Consider the following 17,970-nt stretch of genomic DNA (forward strand, 5'->3'; position numbering starts at 1 on the left):
AGTCCGCCAGATACCTCTACCTGACTGGCAGCTTCAGTTCACCATCATGCTTTACGCGCACGCGAATGGACGAACGGCCCAGCCGAGGCGCTTACCGACTGGGGCAGTTTTGCACGGGTGCTAACAGTTAGTTACCGGTTTAGGAATTCCTTTTCATGAGTAATAAAAATACACTGCGGAGGAGATACGGTCACTTTGACAACCGGAGATAAACAGGGCCATCGAGTTGTGGGCGATCAAGGCGACAATCGATCCGCTGATAAAAAATGGTGATCAGGAATCCATAAAAGTTTAGATTTAAAAAATGCGACTAACATTACCCATACTTTATGCTATCGCGCTTGCGGGATGCGCGACCAGCTCGGACGTAACTTCGACAGAGCACGGGCACTGGGCCGTGTCGGCGCGCGGCAACCTTAACTCGGAATTTATTTCATGGGCAAGTGTAAAGAATTCGGCCACGGGCCGTGCCAAAGCGTACTGTAGTAGCCAGGGCAAGCAGGTGAGGGAAGTCGACACATCCACTGACGGCATGATGCGTTTATCGCGTGACCAGGTCACAGTCGTCTTTGACTGTGTTTAGGTAGCGCGCGGCGGCCCTTGACGTCAGTGCCACACACTTCCCGTTGCTCGCGGTCTATCGCCACGTGAAAGGTCTGGCCCTTGTCATCGAGGTTACCTCTTCCGGCCAGGTCTGATTCAAGGGGCGCAGCCGTTATATTTCATTGACTCGCGCAGGCCGTACACGCAGCCAGAAGTCGTATCCATCAAAATGAGCTCATCGTAGGAAGGGGTACTTCAGCATCCGAATCCCGGGAAGCTGTTCGAGCCCATGTCGTTTCGCGGTTGGCTAGGATCACTCGCCATCTCGAACTGATGAACTGGGTCTCGCGTGCAACCTGGTCTCACTAGATTCAGCGCAATATGAACGGGTTTGTCGTCTTGACGCCGCTGTTGATCCAGACACTCTTGGTTTGTAGGTATTCCCTGATCGCGTCGATACCGTTCTCACGGCCCAGACCGGACTCTTTGTATCCCCCAAATGGCGACATGTAGCTGACAGCGCGATAAGTGTTCACCCACACGATGCCAGCTTGAATCTTCTCTGACATGCGAATTGAGCGACCGATGTCTTTTGTCCATACCCCCGAACCCAAGCCGAAACGGACGTCGTTTGCGATCGAAACGGCCTCGTCCTCGTTCTTGAACTTGATAACAGAGAGAATCGGGCCAAAGACTTCTTCCTGTGCAATGCGCATACTGTTGCTGACATTTCCGAAAATGGTAGGCTCAACGAACCATCCATTCCCACATTCAGGCGCGGTGCCCGGCTTGCCGCCCAGCAGCAGTGTCGCACCATCCTGCTTTGCTATATCGATATAGGAGAGGACTTTCTTATACTGCGGTCGAGTGGTCACGGGGCCAACTTGTGTATCCGGGCTTGACGGATCCCCCATTCGCGCAGTGCGAGCGAGGGTCAGCAGCCTATCTACAAATTCGTCGTAAATGCTTTCCTGAACAAGAAGACGTGATCCAGCGATGCACGTCTGACCCGTTGCCGCGAAGATGCCGGACACCGCACCGTTCACAGCATCTTCGAGGTCCGCATCCTCGAATACGATATTCGGAGATTTACCGCCGAGTTCAAGGCTGACGTGCTTGAACTGACGTGCCGCTGCTTCGTTAACGGCTCTGCCGGTCGTCTCGGCACCGGTGAACGTGATTTTCTTGACCAGCGGATGTTCGACCAGGGGGGCTCCGACATCGGCGCCAAAGCCGGTGACGACGTTGATTACTCCCGGCGGAAAACCAGCTTCCTCGAACAGCTTCGCAAATTCAATCGTTGAGACGGATGTGAATTCCGATGGCTTGATGACAACAGTGCAGCCCGCAGCAAGTGCGGGAGCGATTTTCCAGGATGCCAAAAGGAGAGGCGAGTTCCATGGCGTGATGGCGGCAACCACGCCCAGAGGTTCATGACGAGTAAAGTTGAAAAAGCCCTTTTTATCGAGCGGAATAACGCTTCCCTGAATCTTGTCGGCGAGGCCGCCAAAGTAATAGTACCACTGCGGGATGTACTGGCATTGGGCATACATCTCGGCCATGAGTTTGCCGTTATCGCGTACCTCAAGTTCGGCGAGCCGCCTGGCGTCGCGTGCGATCAGGTCACCAACACGGTGTAGCAGCATGCCTCGTTGACTTGCAGACATTTGCGCCCATGGCCCTGAGACGAATGCGGCGTGAGCCGCATTCACGGCATGATCGACATCAGTGCGGCTTCCTCTGGCGACCTCTGCCCAGGCTTCACCTGTAAAGGGGTTTTCTGTTTCGAACCATTCGCCGTTCACCGAAGCGCGGGACTCACCATTGATGTACATTTGGTAACGTTGCATAACTTCTTCTCCGTATGAGATGGCCCCTTGCTCAGTGTGTCGTCGCGGGGACTTAGCGATAGTAAATTTGCACTTGGCGGTTATTTCTCGGCGTACGCAGAGGTCACTCCGGGAATCGAGGGGCGCGTTTCTCGATGAACGCCGTCACTGCCTCGCGGTGCTCCGGTGACTTGTGCGCCAGGGCCTGCATAGTCGCCGACATTTCGAGTATCGTATCCAGTCCACTATCTTGACTTTCGCGCATCAGCCGTTTGGTCATTCGCAGCGTTGCCCCGGGGTGGCGAACGATTCGGGCAGCAAGCTTTTGGGCCGCTTCCAGCAGGTCCTCCGATGAAACGACCTGAGAAACGAGGCCAATCCGTAGTGCCTCATCGGCGCTGAGCATGTCGCCAGTGAAAGCCATTTCGGCCGCGCGAGAACGACCGATAGTTCGGGTCAACAACCATGCACCGCCATCCCCCGGAACAATTCCGACCTTGATGAAGCTCTCGGCGAAAGTTGCTCTCTCCGAAGCGATGCGGATATCGCACATACAACTAAGGTCGCAGCCAGCACCAATGGCTGGGCCGTTCACTGCGGCAATGGTTGGGACATCCAGACCGTAGATGGCGCGCGTGAGGCGCTGTATTCCGGTGCGATACTCGATTGCGATCTGCGCTTGAGTGAGCTCGTCATCGAAATATCGCCGCATGTCCTTGAGGTTACCCCCGGAACAGAACATACCGTTATATCCGGTAATGATGACTGCCCGTATGGACACGTCGCTGTTGATCCGATCGCATTCAGCAAGAAACTCCGGTATGGCCGTATTGCCCGTGAGCGCGTTGCGCGTGTCTGGCGCATTCATTGCCAAGGTAAGCACTGCACCGTCGCGTGTGACTTCAAGAAAGTTGGTCATGGTCATAACTCACTGGTTGAGTCGGCGTACGACGCACTGGGCGGAATTGCGTTTCGAACAAAATCGAGAGCAGAATCGTTGCCACCAAGCCAAGCCGCGCCGATCTCGGCATACCAGGCCGTTTCGGCTCCGAATGCGCGACGCCACGCGTGCAACCTGCGCGTGTATAGATTCAGGTCGTGTTCAGCCGTAATGCCGATTGCTCCATGGACGGCGTGGGCGATACTGGCAGCAGTAGCTGCGGCCTGACTCGCGTAAGCTTTAGCTATTGCGACGCCGCTGGCGATTGGTGTCGCACTCGACGGAGAACACGCCAATCGGGAAGCCATTCGTGCTGCAAAGGTCAGTTCTGCCAATACACTGACCTGTTGCTGGATTGCCTGAAACTTGCCTATGGGGCGACCGAACTGTGAGCGTTCGTTTGCATGGGAAATCGTCATTTCCAGCACTTTTTCCAGCGCGCCGGAGATCAACAGCGCGGTGACAGCGGCACCAGAAATTCGCGTTCCGTTGCAGAAAAGAGGGATCGAGCGAGGCCGCTTTGACCACGTCGCCGACGCGTCGAGACTTCCCTCAATGCCGTCACTTTCGACATCGGCGGCTTCAAGTGACCACAACTGGCAAAGCCCGCTTTCCTCCACCATGATCCATTCACTGACGTGACCGAACGGTACATTGTCACAATGGAACACGTCTCCGGTGTGCCTGACAGCGCTTGCCGCAATCGTAACGGGGCCCGCGAGCGTCTCAAGGTTTTTGCGGTCGAGCAACGCACGCACGAGCATGGTGTACGCCAAAGGCACGGGAAGGGCATATCGGCCGCATGCAGCAATCAGTGGTGATGCATCGAGCAGCGATAGTCCGGCGCCGCCGGCGCTCTCGGGCACTAGCAGGTCTGCAAAGGCGCTCTCGGTCAGCGCTTCCCAGAGGCCGGAAAAGCTTTCTCCTGACTCGATTTGCCGGACGGTACTTGCCGGGCACTCGCCCGCGAGAAGGCGATCAAATGAGTCTGCAAAAATATCGTTCATGCGAGGTCTCCTTCCGGCAGATTTAGCGCAGACCCAAACCACGGGCAATCATTCCGCGCAAAATCTCGCGCGTACCGCCCCGGAGAGAGAACGAGGGCGCGACGTGTGTGATGTATGCGAGTGTCTGAAGCAACTCCGGGGATGGCGGCCCGTCGTGTCCGGTTCTGCTGTCTACTGCCGACACGAGGTCGGCGATCACAGCGGGCACTAGCTGTTCGAACTCCGTGCCGAGGTCTTTCGTCAACGCGGCCACGGTCGCCGGACTTTCACCTGCCTGAAGTTTCGCGACGATTGAAATGGACATTGCCCGAAGCGTGACAAGCGAACTCAGAAGTCGGCCTGCTGCGACGTATTCGAGACGATCGATTGCTCCACACCGCCGCAGATAGCTAGCCCACTCATTCAGCAGCACGATGCTGGAATAGATCCGTTCAGGACCGCTGCGCTCAAAGGCCAGTTCGGCGGTCACCTGTCGCCACCCATCCCCTTCTGTTCCAATGAGGGCGTCTCCGCCAAGATGCACATCGTCGAAAAACACTTCACAGAAGTGGCTGTCGCCTGTTAGATCCCTGATTGGCCGCACGACCACCCCTGGAAGCGAAAGATCGACAATGAGCTGCGAAAGACCTTTCTGGCGGTCCTCCGGCGATCCCGAGGTCCGCACTAGTGCGATCATGTAATGTGATCGATGCGCCTGCGTTGTCCAGATTTTTTGCCCAGATAGAATCCAGCCGTCACTCGTGCGGCGTGCCTGGGTACGGACACTCGCCAAATCGGATCCAACATTGGGCTCGCTCATGCCGATGCAAAAGAACGCTTCGCCTCGGCTAATGCGGGGCAGATAAAATTGCTTCTGGGCTTCAGTTCCGTACGACAAGATGAGCGGGCCGCTTTGACGGTCGGCAATCCAGTGGGCACCGACCGGTGCCCCCGCGTTAAGTAGTTCTTCTACAAGAACAAAGCGAGAAAATGCACCCAGTTCTGCGCTTCCGTAGCTGCGCGGCAACGTTAAACCGAGCCAGCCACGGCGGCCCAAGGCTCGACTAAATTCTGCGGAGAAGCCCATCCAAGAGCGGGCACGTTGGTTCGCCGGAACATTCATGAGGTGCTCGGCCAGGAAGGCGCGAACCTCGCTGCGTAAGGCTTCCGCTTCGTCCGGGAGACAGACATAGTCAAGTGATTCGATCATGGTTTCACCGTCGGGTTTGGATAGTCCTCAGATAACGTTTTCGGAGGTGAGACGGGCCAGCACTTCAGGGGTGAGATTGAGGACCGTTGAAAGCACGTCGTTGGTGTGCTCGCCCAGGAGGGGCGGGGGCAACCGATATTCCACGGGCGTGTCCGACAGCCGCACCGGGCTGGCAAGGAGGGGGAGAGGCCCCGCCTGGGTATGCTCCATTTCGATTTTGAGGTTGCGGTGGATGACCTGAGGATCGCGGAATACGCGATCAAGCGTGTTGACGGGTCCACTTGGCACACCAGTCGATTCGAGTTGGGCGAGCCAGGTGTCTGTCGTACGTTGAACGGTAATGTCGCGCAGGGTCTGGACTAGCTCGTTGCGATTCGCGACGCGAGCGGCGTTAGACGCGAAGCGACTGTCGGACAGCAGTTCCGGCCGTTCAAGCACCGCACAGAGCTTTGCAAACTGGGTGTCGTTACCGATAGCCAGGATCATGTTCCCATCGGCAGTCGGAAAGTCCTGGTAGGGAACTACGTTCGGGTGAGCGTTGCCGAGGCGTCCTGGAATGACACCGCCATGAAGGTAGTTCATAGCCTGATTAGCGAGGCAGGCCACCTGGACATCGAGCAGACTCATGTCGATGTGCTGACCGCGACCCGTGCCGCTCCGGGCGGCAAGTGCACCCAAGATTGCGATGGCTGCATATAGCCCGGTCATAACATCCGTCAAAGCCACGCCGACCTTCATCGGGCCACCACCCGGCTCGCTATCGCCATGACCGGTGATGCTCATCAGGCCACCCATGGCCTGGATCAGAAAGTCATAGCCTGGCCGAGGCGCGTAGGGGCCAGTTTGTCCAAAGCCAGTAATCGAGCAATAGATGAGACGTGGATTAATAGCGCTTAGGGACGCGTAGTCGAGACCGTACTGCTTGAGGCCACCTACCTTGAAGTTCTCGATAACAATGTCCGATTTCGCTGCTAGTTGCCTCACAAGCTCCTGACCTTCGGGGCGGGTGAAGTCGATAGTGACGGACTTCTTGTTGCGATTCGTGCACATGAAATAGGCCGACTCTCGGGTCAGTTCGCCGTTTGCGTCCTTCACGTAAGGCGGCCCCCAAGTGCGCGTGTCATCACCAGTATTGGGACGCTCAACTTTGATGACTTCTGCACCCATGTCTCCAAGCGTCTGAGCCGCCCATGGACCCGCCAACACGCGCGACAGGTCTAATACTCTAATCTCAGACAATGCACTGGCCATTTTGTCTCCTCCGTCCTTCATACTCAGTATTGAAATTTTCTGCTTTGGCTGCGAGCTACCTGTTGCGTGGCTTCGGACATCATGGTGGCGCTCCCTTCCTGTCGGCAGACCGTCACGTCAACATGCGTGTCAGACGACAGTGTCTAGCCACTGTCAGCAGGTGTAGTTGAGACCCATACGGCCGCCATCTGCGAAGATGATTTGTCCGGTGATATAGGATGACTCATCACTCGCGAGGAACACGGCGATCGAGGCCATTTCCTCCGGTTGGCCGAGCCTACCCATCGGTGTGCGTGACATGATCTTCGCCATGGCTTCTTCGGACGACAACACGGTCGATCGCACGAGCTCAGTTTCGATGGTGCCAGGACCGATTGCATTCACGCGGATGCCATGAGGAGCTAGCGTGACCGCCATGTTTCTCGTCAGCTGGTTGATGCCGCCCTTCGAGACGTTGTAGACCAGGATGCTGGGAATCGTCATGACGGAATTGACCGAGGACATGTTGATGATCACCCCCGTGCTCTTATTGGCCAGAAGGTGGCGTGCCACTTCCTGACTCGCCACAAATGCCGATTTCAGATTGACGTTGAGCGTCCGGTCATATTCCTCTTCGGTGATGTCAAGCAGATCCTGCGGCGTTGCCACGCCTGCACTGTTAAGCAGAACATCGATGGTGCCCATCGTGTCAATAGCCGACTTCACCAGTTCCCGGACCTGTTTCGAATCACCCGCATCTGACACGAAGAAGCTTGCCTTATAGCCGGCCTCCTGAAGTTTTTCAGCGAGCGCAAAGCCGGCCTGGGCGTTGATATCGGAGAAACAGACTTCTGCTCCAGCAGCGGCAAATCGTTCTACACACGCCTTGGCAATGCCCTTCGCACCCGCAACCACGAGTGCCTTTCTACCTTCGAGGGATTTCATCTTCGTGCTCCCGATTCGGTGAATTTTCCTGTCGCGGGCCGCGACGACTCGACTGGAGGTTCTCGGAGTCGTTGTCGCGAAAGTTTCTGGCAGAGAATATTTCGCAATGAATTTGTTCTCATGCGAGACTAATGGTCTGAATGGAGAACAGTCTATTTCACCCAATCAGGGATGTCAACGCGCAAGAAATGTGCGGCGTCGACGCGGGAAACGCGGGCACCCGATGTATGGTGGGGAGGAGTGCGAGACAAAGGACCACGACGAGACCGTGGGGCAGGGTCATTACCAGGGCGGGTAAACCGCAGGCGCGGGAGTCTGATAGCGGAAAAAGCGGTAGCGGGGTAGCTGTTGACGCACCGCTAGGGCATATCCAAAGCCAGCGTGTCCTGAAGGAAGCGGATACGTAAGGAATGTCCAAGGAATATAAACACTCGGTTTTGAAGGATTCAAGCTGGCGTCTGCCGTCGTTGCCCACCGACGGTGTCCGGAAGTCGCGCAACCCGCGATGGATGCGCGTACCCGTCGCTAACCAAGCGTAGATCGCGGTTTCCGACACCTCTTGCCGCGATGTGGCTCTAGCGATGCAGTGCCTTTGCCCTAGGCGGCGATTGGTGTGGTTGACACCCGACGGCGATGTCTTTCGGTGGGAGTGGTTTGGATGCGTTCAGGATTGGGGATTTCATATCATGAAATTTATCGGCATCTTGAATTATTACTTCGCACTCCTCTATAAATGCCACGCGCATATAGGTTGCCGAAAGTCGTTTTAGACGGGACTCTGGCGCCAGTCCGACAACCCCACCGCGGCCCCTAACAAAAGCCAGACCAGGACTGTCCGGATCTCCGGGCATTGGTGCCTTGTTTTGTCAGTCGAATCGGCCCGCCGGGGTAGCGTGCCAGCCACAACGCTGTCACGAGCGGCGCATCTATGTGCGCTCGAGTCGTATTCTAGGGGTATCCCCCTGACGCTGTATCTACCGCGAGGCCATATCGTCACAACGTTAGGGTTTGCGCTGACCTTTACAGAATTTAGTTGTTTTCAGAAAAATTCCCCGCCTATAATTGAATTGTGGTCCGATATGAAACTTATGGTCCGAATACGGAACATCATCGTCGGTACTCACGAGGTAGGCCGCATCGTTCCGAGCTTGAGCTTGAGCCCGCGCTTTCCATTGACCATCAGGCTATTCGAGGGATTCGCAAAATGTCCGAGTTCTCGCAATTCCGCAGGCGACTTTTGGTCGTTGGCGTCGCGTTATCAGCGCACTCCGATACGTAAGTTTCCTGCCCCGAGTTGAAAATTGGCAGTTGAAGGAGACGAAGGTGAATGTAGCAGCGAGATCATTGCGTTTGCAGGTCGAGAAATGGCTTGTGCCGACTCTTTCGACACCGGTTCGGGTGACCCGATTCAGTCGCACGCGCTCGAATCAGAGGTGCTATGTGCGTGTCGAAATACTCCGACCTGCAGGCTCGGTTGGACTCTTTTTTTTCAGGCACGACGACGGCGCATGGTGTGTGTTCCCGCCTGAGACCGGACGCGTGGCGATGCGCTCGGCGCCATGAGCTATCCGGTAGCGGTGACTGTACGACATGCATTCGCGTGGTGGTTCTCGAAGCCAGTATTGACGTGAGTACATGCGCTTCAATCGCGAGCTTTTGAGAGTCAGCCAACCTATTAAGGGCATTACATGAGCACGAAAGACAGAAAATCTCGCGTGAGATTGTCATCTGATATAGGCGGTACTTTTACAGACATCGTAGTGGAGCGTGATGGCGAGCGACTCACAAGCAAGGTGCTGACGACGCCTGGCGAGCCGGAGCGAGCAGTGATCGACGGCACACTTTCCTTGCTCGCGGAGCATGAAATCTCCCCGTCTGACGTCGATCTTTTCATTCACGGAACGACACTCGCGACCAATGCGATTATCGAGCGCAAGGGTGCATTGACCGCTGTTATCGGCACGGAAGGTTTCAGGGACACCCTGGACATCGCCGACGAAGGACGCTTTGATCAATACGACATTTTCATCGACAAACCCGCGGCGCTGATTCCGCGGTCGCGTCGATTCACAGTGATTGAGCGTGTCAACGCGCGCGGCGACGTCGTATTGCCACTTGACGACAAGTCGGTTCACGCATTGGCTCCCGAGCTCAGGCGTATGGGGATCAAGAGCGTCGCGGTTGCGTTGCTGCATTCGTATGCCAACCCGCAGCACGAACAGCGCGTTCGGGAAATCCTTGCAGAACAGTGTCCCGACATTGCCGTCACTCTCTCGTACGAAGTTTGTCCCGAAGTGCGCGAATACGAACGGACCTCGACAGCAGTTGCAAACGCCTATGTGCAGCCGCTGATGGCGGGGTATCTGCAGCGGCTCGGAAAGGAGCTCGTAACACGTGGTTTCGATTGCCCGGTGTACCTGATGACGTCGGGTGGTGGCCTGACGACCCTTGAGACTGCCGCACGTTTCCCGATCCGCCTGGTGGAGAGCGGTCCGGCGGGCGGTGCCATCCTTGCGTCGTACGTTGCGGCCCAATGTGACGAGCACAAGGTCGTCTCGTTCGACATGGGTGGTACCACGGCGAAGATCTGTCTCATCGAAGATCAGAAACCTCAATCGTCCCGCACCTTCGAAGTCGACCGCGCAGCGCGATTCCTGCGTGGTAGTGGACTGCCGTTGCGCATTCCCGTGATCGAAATGATAGAGATCGGTGCAGGGGGGGGGTCCATTGCCCATGTCGACACATTGAAGCGCATTGCGGTCGGGCCCGAGAGCGCAGGCTCCGAGCCGGGGCCCGCCTGTTATGGTCGCGGTGGAGAAGAGCCAACGGTCACGGATTCGAATCTTTGCATCGGTCGAATCGATCCCGATCGTTTTGCTGGCGGCAAGATGAAGCTCTATCCGGACCGCTCGGCAGCCGCCCTGACACGAGCGATCGGGCAGAAGCTCGACCTTTCCGTGCACCACTCGGCCTACGGTGTCCTTGAAATGGTCGATGAAAACATGGCCAATGCTGCACGAGTGCACTCTGTGGAACGCGGCAAAGACATCGCGACACATACGATGATTGCCTTCGGCGGTGCGGCACCCCTGCACGCGGCTCGTCTTGCCGAGAAGCTGGGAATGAGAAGGGTGATCATCCCGGCAAACGCCGGTGTGGGATCTGCGGTCGGGTTTCTCCGGGCGCCGATTGCTTTCGAGGTCGTACGAAGCCGCTACATGACGTTGTCGACATTCGATGCGGGTCAGGCCAATCGACTCATCGACCAGATGCGTCAGGAGGCCAGTGCAGTTGTGCGCGCCGGTGCGGGCGACAGCGAACTTGTGGAAGTATGCGAAGCATTCATGCGCTACAAGGGCCAAGGACACGAGATCGTGGTGCGTGTGCCGGCGCGCGAGTTGACGGCAGGCGATGCGGAGTCGCTTAGAGATGCTTTCGAAAAGGAATATATCGCATTGTTCTCGCGTGCAATTCCACACGCAATTGTCGAAATACTGACTTGGACGTTTTCGGTTAGCACGATAGCGGAAAAGCCCGATATCACGCGAAGGGGACCGGTGACGGCGACAGAGGCAACACCGGTCGGTGAACGAACCCTGTTCGACCCGGACTCGGACAAATCGATCACCGTTCCGGTCTATGCGCGAGAACAGATGGAAGTCGGCAACACGCTTACTGGGCCGGCCATTATCGCTGAATATGAGACGACGACGTTCGTGCCAGCGACCTTTAGCGCGTCCGTCAACGATCGACTCTGCATTGTGCTCGAGAAGAGCGTCTCCCAGGGAGAGTCAAGATGAAATCGGAAGTCAGGCAAGGTGGACTGTACGAGATCCGCCGTCAGATCATGTGGAACAGACTGCTGGCGGTCGTCGAAGAGCAGGCGCAGACGCTGCTGCGAACTGCGTTCAGTACGATTGTGCGCGAGTCAGGAGACCTCTCGGCAGGCGTATTTGATCTTCAAGGACGCATGCTGGCGCAGGCTGTGACGGGTACCCCTGGCCACGTCAACTCAATGGCCGAATCGGTTGGCCACTTCCTCAAGGCGTTCCCCGCAGATAGCATGAAGGCAGGGGACGTATATTGTACGAACGATCCATGGAAGGGAACGGGCCACCTGAATGATCTCGTGGTGGTGACGCCAGCCTTCCACGACGGCACCTTAGTCGCATTGTTCGCGTCGACAAGCCATCTGATGGACATTGGGGGAATCGGGACGGTTCCAGACGGGACAGATGTCTTCATGGAAGGGCTTGCAGTGCCATTCATGAAGCTTTTTGACGCGGGTGTGCTCAACGAGACGTTGATGGCTATTTTCAAAGCCAACACACGTACACCGGTCGACACGGAGGGAGATATCTATTCCCTTGTGAATTGCAATGCAATCGGTGCGCGGCGGCTTTCGGACATGATGCGGGAGTTCAACCTGGACAGCCTTGACGAACTCGGCCGACATATTCTCGAAAGCTCGCGTGCCGCGGTGCTGGCCGCAGTCAAGGAGCTGCCGAAGGGGTCATGGACAAGCTCCATGACGATCGACGGGTACAGCGAGCCTGTTACGTTGACTGCGAGGACGACGATCACGGAATCGGGAATTGCTGTTGACTTTGCCGGCTCCTCGCCAGCATCGGGAAAGGGCATCAACTGCCCGATGTCCTATACCAAAGCTTATGCAATTTTTGGACTGTCTTGCGCGGTTGCGCCGCATATACCTAACAACGCGGGCTCACTATCCTTGTTTGACGTAGTTGCGCCAGAAGGTTCTATTGTTAATGCGCTGAAACCTTCACCCGTAGCGTCACGGCACATTGTTGGCCAGATGCTTCCTGATGTCGTGTTCGGCTGTTTGCACCAGGCGATTCCCGACCGCGTTCCCGCTGAAGGAACATCGTGCATTTACCTTATGACTTTCCGTGGACGCGACGGCGGTAGCAACGGCGCTTTCGCCAGTAGCATTGTGACAAACGGTGGCGTCGGCGCGCGTCCGGGTAAAGACGGGCTAAGTGCGACTGCGTACCCAAGCGGCGTTAAAGGCACGCCGATCGAGATTGTGGAAACCACGACGCCGTTGATGTTCTGGAAGAAAGAGCTGCGACCCGGTTCCGGGGGGGCAGGTCAATGGCGCGGCGGTAACGGCCTCGATATCGAAATCGAGAATATTTCTTCCAGCCCTATAGAACTTCTGGCTGCTTTTGACCGGATAGAACATCCTCCTCGTGGCCGTAACGAAGGTCAGGACGGTGCAAGCGGATACCTTGGCATGCGTGACTCTGACAGGGTGATGGCAGGAAAGGGAACGCAGGTCATCCAGCCCGGCGAGGTTATTCAATTACGCACGCCGGGTGGCGGGGGCATTGGAAACCCGAAGTTGCGGGACAAAACCGCAGAACGGCTCGACGTTGAAAACGATCTCGTGATCCGGTAGTGGCCTTGGTAGACGAGTCGGCGACTCGCTGTCTCTTGCGCAATAGGGGACGGCTGATCGCAATCGCCCACGTAATCCGGAATCACCACTTAGTTAGCAATAGGAGGAAGCGAAAGTGGCTCAGAAAGTCGTAATCATTGGCGGCGGAGTGATTGGCAGTGCAGTGGCCTATTTTCTATTGGCGAATGAACCCGGCCTCTCCGTCACGGTCCTGGAGCGCGATCCGAGCTATGCTCGCTCGTCTTCTGCGCTTTCTGGATCCGGGATTCGCCAGCAGTTTTCGACTGCGGTGGCTGTTCAGATGTCGGGCTTCGGGCTCGAATTTCTTCGGTCCATGCCAGAACTTCTTGATGTGAACGGATCGAAACCGACGGCCAGTCTGCATGAAGGCGGATATCTGTTTCTTGCGGGTCGGCAGGGGGCCGATGTCCTGCGAGAGAACTGCGCAATGCAGAATAGTCTTGGAGCCAACATTGCGTTTCTGGATTGCAAGGGCCTGGTTGAGCGGTTTCCGTGGCTGAACGTGGACGATCTGGAAGCGGGTTCGTACGGGGTCTCAGGTGAAGGCTGGTTCGATAGCTACGGTGTGCTTCAAGCACTAAGGAAAAAGGCCCAGGCGCTAGGTGCCCGCTACTTTCCATTGGAAGTTGTCGCTGTGCGTAGGCAAGCTCGCCGGGCCACCGGAGTCGCGACGTCCTCCGGCGAGGAGTTTGAATGTGACACGTTGGTTAATGCAGCCGGGCCGTGGGCTAGAAACATCGCAGCGATGCTCGATATTGATCTCCCTGTGCACGCGCGCCGTCGGAGCATTTTCAACGTTTCATCCCCTGCTGTCCTAGAACGCGCTCCTCTCCTGATTGACCCTACTGGCGTCTGGTTTCGACCCGAAGGCAACGGTTACCTTTGCGGTATCGCACCCAAGCCAGAGAATGACCATGATGATTTGCCCCTGCACGAAGTAGATCACGCACTTTTCGACGAGATCGTGTGGCCCAAACTCGCAGAACGGGTTCCCCAGTTTGAGGCGCTCAGAGTCGAGAGTTGCTGGTCTGGCTATTACGAGTACAACGTATTTGATCAAAACGCCATCATCGGATACCACCCCGATGTCGAGAATTGCGTTTTTGCAAATGGTTTCAGTGGTCATGGTTTGCAACATGGACCTGCAACGGGACGTGCTGTGAGCGAGCTGATCAGAAATGGTCGCTATACAACGTTGGATGTTTCTTCTCTCGGTTGGTCCAGGGTGTTGGAAAACCAACCGATTGTCGAGAAAAACGTCGTGTGACAAGCATCCGGATATAAGGGGAAGACACGCGCTGACGGCGCGAAACGCCGTCAGCGCGTGTCTGGACGCGTACTTGCGGAGAGCGACGCTGCGATTCAGTCGTGTGCGGCGATGAGAGGACATACATGAAAGTATTGGTGCCGGTGAAGAGAGTGGTCGATTACAACGTGAAAGTCCGGGTGAAATCGGATGGCACGGGCGTCGACATTGCGAATGTAAAGATGTCGATGAATCCGTTCGACGAGATCGCCGTGGAAGAGGCGGTGCGTCTGCGGGAAGCGGGCGTGGCGACCGAAGTGATCGCTGTGTCGGCGGGCGTGACGCAGGCGCAGGAAACGTTGCGCACGGCGCTCGCGATCGGCGCGGACCGCGCGATCCTGATCGAGTCGTCGGAAGAACTGCAGCCGCTGGCTGTCGCCAAGCTGCTCAAGGCGCTGGTCGACAAGGAACAGCCATCGCTGATCATTCTCGGCAAGCAGGCCATCGACGACGATTCGAACCAGACTGGTCAGATGCTGGCTGCCTTGGCGGGGTTGCCGCAGGCGACATTTGCATCGAAGGTTGTCGTGGCGGATGGCAAGGCAACCGTATCGCGCGAAGTGGACGGCGGTGCGGAAACGCTGGCGCTGACGCTGCCGGCTGTGGTCACCACGGATCTGCGCCTGAACGAGCCGCGTTACGTCACGCTGCCGAACATCATGAAGGCGAAGAAGAAGCCGCTGGAGACGCTCAAGCCGGAAGACCTCGGTGTTGACGTGACCCCGCGCCTGAAGACGCTGAAGGTTGTCGAGCCGCCGAAGCGCTCCGCTGGCGTGAAGGTCGCCGATGTGAAGACGCTGGTCGAGAAGCTCAAGACCGAAGCCAAGGTGCTGTGAGGAGACGGACGAAATGACGATTCTGGTAATTGCGGAACACGACAACGCGTCGCTGAAGGCTGCGACGCTGAACACGGTGGCAGCGGCAGCCAAGATTGGCGGCGATGTGCACGTGCTGGTGGCAGGTCACAACGCGCAGGGCGCGGCCGACGCTGCAGCCAAGGTCGCAGGTGTCGCCAAGGTGTTGCTGGCCGATGCGCCGCAACTCGAAGCAGGCCTCGCGGAAAACGTCGAAGCGACGGTGCTGAACATTGCGAAGGACTACTCGCATATCCTCGCGCCGGCTACCGCCTACGGCAAGAACATTGCCCCGCGTATCGCCGCGAAGCTCGATGTCGCACAGATCAGCGATATCACCGCCGTGGATTCCGCCGACACGTTCGAGCGCCCGATCTACGCAGGCAATGCGATCGCAACGGTGCAGTCGAGCGATCCGGTCAAGGTCATCACGGTGCGCTCCACCGGCTTCGACCCGGTAGCAGCAGAAGGCGGCAGCGCAACGGTCGAGAAGATCGAAGCCGCAGCCGACAGCGGCCTGTCGCAGTTCGTGAGCCGTGAAGTCACGAAGCTGGACCGTCCAGAGCTGACGTCGGCGTCGATCATCGTTTCCGGTGGCCGGGGTCTGGGCAGTGGCGAGAACTATACGAAGGTGCTCGAGCCGCTGGCGGACAAGCTGAACGCGGCACTAGGTGCCTCGCGTGCCGCAGTGGACGCCGGCTTTGTGCCGAACGACTATCAGGTGGGCCAGACGGGCAAGATCGTCGCGCCGCAACTGTACGTCGCCGTGGGCATCTCGGGTGCGATCCAGCATCTGGCCGGCATGAAGGACTCGAAGGTCATCGTGGCGATCAACAAGGACCCGGAAGCGCCGATTTTCAGCGTCGCCGACTACGGTCTGGTGGGAGACTTGTTCGACCACGTCCCCGAGCTCGTCAATCAGCTGAATTTGTAAACGGCCCACAGCGATTCGAGTGTGTGCAGCAAAGCGCGAAATCTCAAATGATCAAGTTGAGCTTGGACTGTGAATTTGCACGAAGATTTTGACCTTACCAGCCTCACTGAAAGCCGAACCATGTCTTAAGGAGACACGTCGATCTTCCACGGGCGCATCGTGCGTGAATTCCCAAACTATCTACAAGGAGGTGGTATGAGTGCCGAAAAAGTTGCTATCGTCACAGCTGCGGGTAAAGGCATGGGGGGGGCGATTGCGCAGGAGCTCGCATCCAGCGGTTATCGGGTGGCCCTCATGTCACCGTCGGGCAGCGCGGCGAAACTCGCTGAAGAACTGGGCGGTTTCGGTCTATCTGGCTCGGTTACAGAGGACGCTGACATTGATCGGCTGGTTCGGGAAACGCTTAACAAATACGGACGAATCGATGCGGTTGTTAACAATACTGGTCACCCTCCGAAAGGCGACCTGCTGACTCTTACCGATGACCAGTGGCGCAGCGGTCTTGACATCATCTTGTTGAACGTCATCCGTATGCTGCGGCGCGTTACACCGGTGTTCGAATCACAAGGAGGCGGCGCGGTCGTTAATATTTCCAGCTTTGCCGCTGATTCACCGCTCCAGATCATGCCAGTTTCTTCGACGCTGCGAGCAGGGTTGAGTGCGTTCACGCACCTGTACGCGGAGCGTTACGCGGCGAAGAATATTCGTATCAACTCTGTACTGCCCGGCTACGTTGACAGTTGGGAGGACGCCCCGAAAGAATTTGTTGCTGGCCTGCCGGCAGGGCGACTCGGCACCGTCGAGGAAATCGCCAAGACAGTTGCCTTTCTGCTGTCAGAAGGCGCGGGGTACATCACCGGACAAAATATCCGTGTCGATGGAGCGCTGGTTCGAGCCCTGTAAGATTTCGTGCAGCGTGACATTCAGAAAAAGGTTGGCGCGCCCTGCCAGCCTTCTGTGTAAAAACCGGTTATATAAGGATATTTCAGAATGCCAGACGATAAGCAATACGAAGGAGTATCAGTAGTAAAGCGGGCGAATGTCTTCGGCGAAAAATGCGTTTCGCACACGGTCATCTTTGCAGATGGGACGAGAAAGACGCTCGGTGTATTCCTTCGTGGAAAACTGACGATTCCTTCAGTAGTGGATGAGGAACTCGAGATCCTGGCTGGTCATTGTTCGGTTCGACAAAAGAATCGCGCTGAGTGGACCGAATATCGTGCGGGTGATTTCTTTGAAGTCCCGCGCAACAGCTCGATCGAGGTAAATGTATTTGAAACGGTCGAATATATCTGCAGCTTCCGTGATTGACGGTTGCTCTCTGCTTGAAGGTGGACCGCGGTCGCTGCTTCTGCGCTGATCATCGGCGATCCGTTGTGTTGACACCAGAAAGGATGGACGTTACGACTCAACGTCAATGATAGGGTCTGTAGAGCTGACGGTTCGAGGTCGCTGTCTTACGGCTTCGTTCCACCATACCGCCTAGATACGTTTCCCCAAACCCTAATGTGCAATTGGACGTCGGCCTATCCAGTAGGCGGGCAACGGCCGTTGACGTGGAACGTGCCCGATGACCAGGCACGCCGATTTAAGGCAATGAGTAGAGGAATGTATGCACATAGGAGTGCCAGCCGAGACGCGAGCGCACGAATCACGCGTTGCCGCCACCCCCGAGACGGTCAAGAAATACGTATCGCAGGGCCACCGGGTCACGATCCAGAGCGGCGCCGGAACTGGCGCCAGCTTT

The 17,970-nt window shown here is 56.9% G+C and carries 13 protein-coding genes and 1 pseudogene; 8 read left to right on the plus strand and 6 right to left on the minus strand.

Features of this window, described 5'->3' with window-relative positions:
* Positions 1-914: 914 nt before the first annotated feature.
* The 6 genes from P3T24_RS38590 to P3T24_RS38615 form a co-directional block, all read right to left on the minus strand.
* Positions 915-2,393: an aldehyde dehydrogenase gene (locus P3T24_RS38590; RefSeq protein ID WP_074267504.1), complete on the minus strand. Its 1,479-nt coding sequence runs from the start codon at positions 2,391-2,393 to the stop codon at positions 915-917.
* Positions 2,394-2,496: 103 nt separating this feature from the next.
* The gene (locus P3T24_RS38595; protein WP_074267505.1) at positions 2,497-3,291 is read right to left on the minus strand and encodes a crotonase/enoyl-CoA hydratase family protein; all 795 of its coding nucleotides are present in this window, start codon (positions 3,289-3,291) and stop codon (positions 2,497-2,499) included.
* 2 nt (positions 3,292-3,293) lie between these two features.
* Positions 3,294-4,319: an acyl-CoA dehydrogenase family protein gene (locus P3T24_RS38600; protein WP_429289441.1), complete on the minus strand. Its 1,026-nt coding sequence runs from the start codon at positions 4,317-4,319 to the stop codon at positions 3,294-3,296.
* A 22-nt stretch (positions 4,320-4,341) separates the two neighbouring features.
* Entirely contained in the window at positions 4,342-5,508 is a 1,167-nt protein-coding gene (locus P3T24_RS38605) for an acyl-CoA dehydrogenase family protein (protein WP_074267507.1), read from the minus strand.
* A gap of 27 nt (positions 5,509-5,535) precedes the next feature.
* Positions 5,536-6,780: a CaiB/BaiF CoA transferase family protein gene (locus P3T24_RS38610; protein ID WP_074267508.1), complete on the minus strand. Its 1,245-nt coding sequence runs from the start codon at positions 6,778-6,780 to the stop codon at positions 5,536-5,538.
* A 132-nt stretch (positions 6,781-6,912) separates the two neighbouring features.
* On the minus strand, positions 6,913-7,683 hold the full coding sequence (locus P3T24_RS38615; protein WP_074267509.1) for an SDR family NAD(P)-dependent oxidoreductase: 771 nt from the start codon (positions 7,681-7,683) through the stop codon (positions 6,913-6,915).
* A 1,715-nt stretch (positions 7,684-9,398) separates the two neighbouring features.
* Between P3T24_RS38615 and P3T24_RS38620 the strand changes: the two genes are divergently transcribed.
* The 8 genes and pseudogenes from P3T24_RS38620 to P3T24_RS38655 all read left to right on the plus strand — a co-directional run.
* Positions 9,399-11,483, plus strand: coding sequence for a hydantoinase/oxoprolinase family protein (locus tag P3T24_RS38620; RefSeq protein WP_254368979.1), 2,085 nt, complete (start codon positions 9,399-9,401; stop codon positions 11,481-11,483).
* A complete protein-coding gene (locus P3T24_RS38625) occupies positions 11,480-13,108 on the plus strand; it encodes a hydantoinase B/oxoprolinase family protein (protein WP_074267513.1) in 1,629 nt (542 codons plus the stop codon). The genes P3T24_RS38620 and P3T24_RS38625 overlap by 4 nt, the downstream gene beginning before the upstream one ends.
* A 115-nt stretch (positions 13,109-13,223) precedes the next feature.
* Positions 13,224-14,396, plus strand: coding sequence for an NAD(P)/FAD-dependent oxidoreductase (locus P3T24_RS38630; protein WP_074267514.1), 1,173 nt, complete (start codon positions 13,224-13,226; stop codon positions 14,394-14,396).
* 125 nt (positions 14,397-14,521) lie between these two features.
* The gene (locus tag P3T24_RS38635) at positions 14,522-15,271 is read left to right on the plus strand and encodes an electron transfer flavoprotein subunit beta/FixA family protein (RefSeq protein WP_074267515.1); all 750 of its coding nucleotides are present in this window, start codon (positions 14,522-14,524) and stop codon (positions 15,269-15,271) included.
* Between the two features lie 13 nt (positions 15,272-15,284).
* Positions 15,285-16,223 carry an electron transfer flavoprotein subunit alpha/FixB family protein gene (locus tag P3T24_RS38640; RefSeq protein WP_074267516.1) on the plus strand — a complete coding sequence of 313 codons (939 nt, stop codon included), beginning with the start codon at positions 15,285-15,287 and terminating at the stop codon, positions 16,221-16,223.
* Between the two features lie 195 nt (positions 16,224-16,418).
* Entirely contained in the window at positions 16,419-17,126 is a 708-nt protein-coding gene (locus P3T24_RS38645) for an SDR family oxidoreductase (protein ID WP_074267517.1), read from the plus strand.
* 87 nt (positions 17,127-17,213) lie between these two features.
* Positions 17,214-17,534, plus strand: a complete 321-nt coding sequence (locus P3T24_RS38650; RefSeq protein WP_074267518.1) for a pyrimidine/purine nucleoside phosphorylase — start codon at positions 17,214-17,216, stop codon at positions 17,532-17,534.
* Positions 17,535-17,835: 301 nt separating this feature from the next.
* Positions 17,836-17,970, plus strand: a pseudogene (locus P3T24_RS38655) (NAD(P)(+) transhydrogenase (Re/Si-specific) subunit alpha); the annotation flags it as partial.

The organism is Paraburkholderia sp. GAS33 (genome assembly GCF_050436645.1).
Taxonomy (GTDB): Bacteria; Pseudomonadota; Gammaproteobacteria; order Burkholderiales; family Burkholderiaceae; genus Paraburkholderia; species Paraburkholderia phenazinium_B.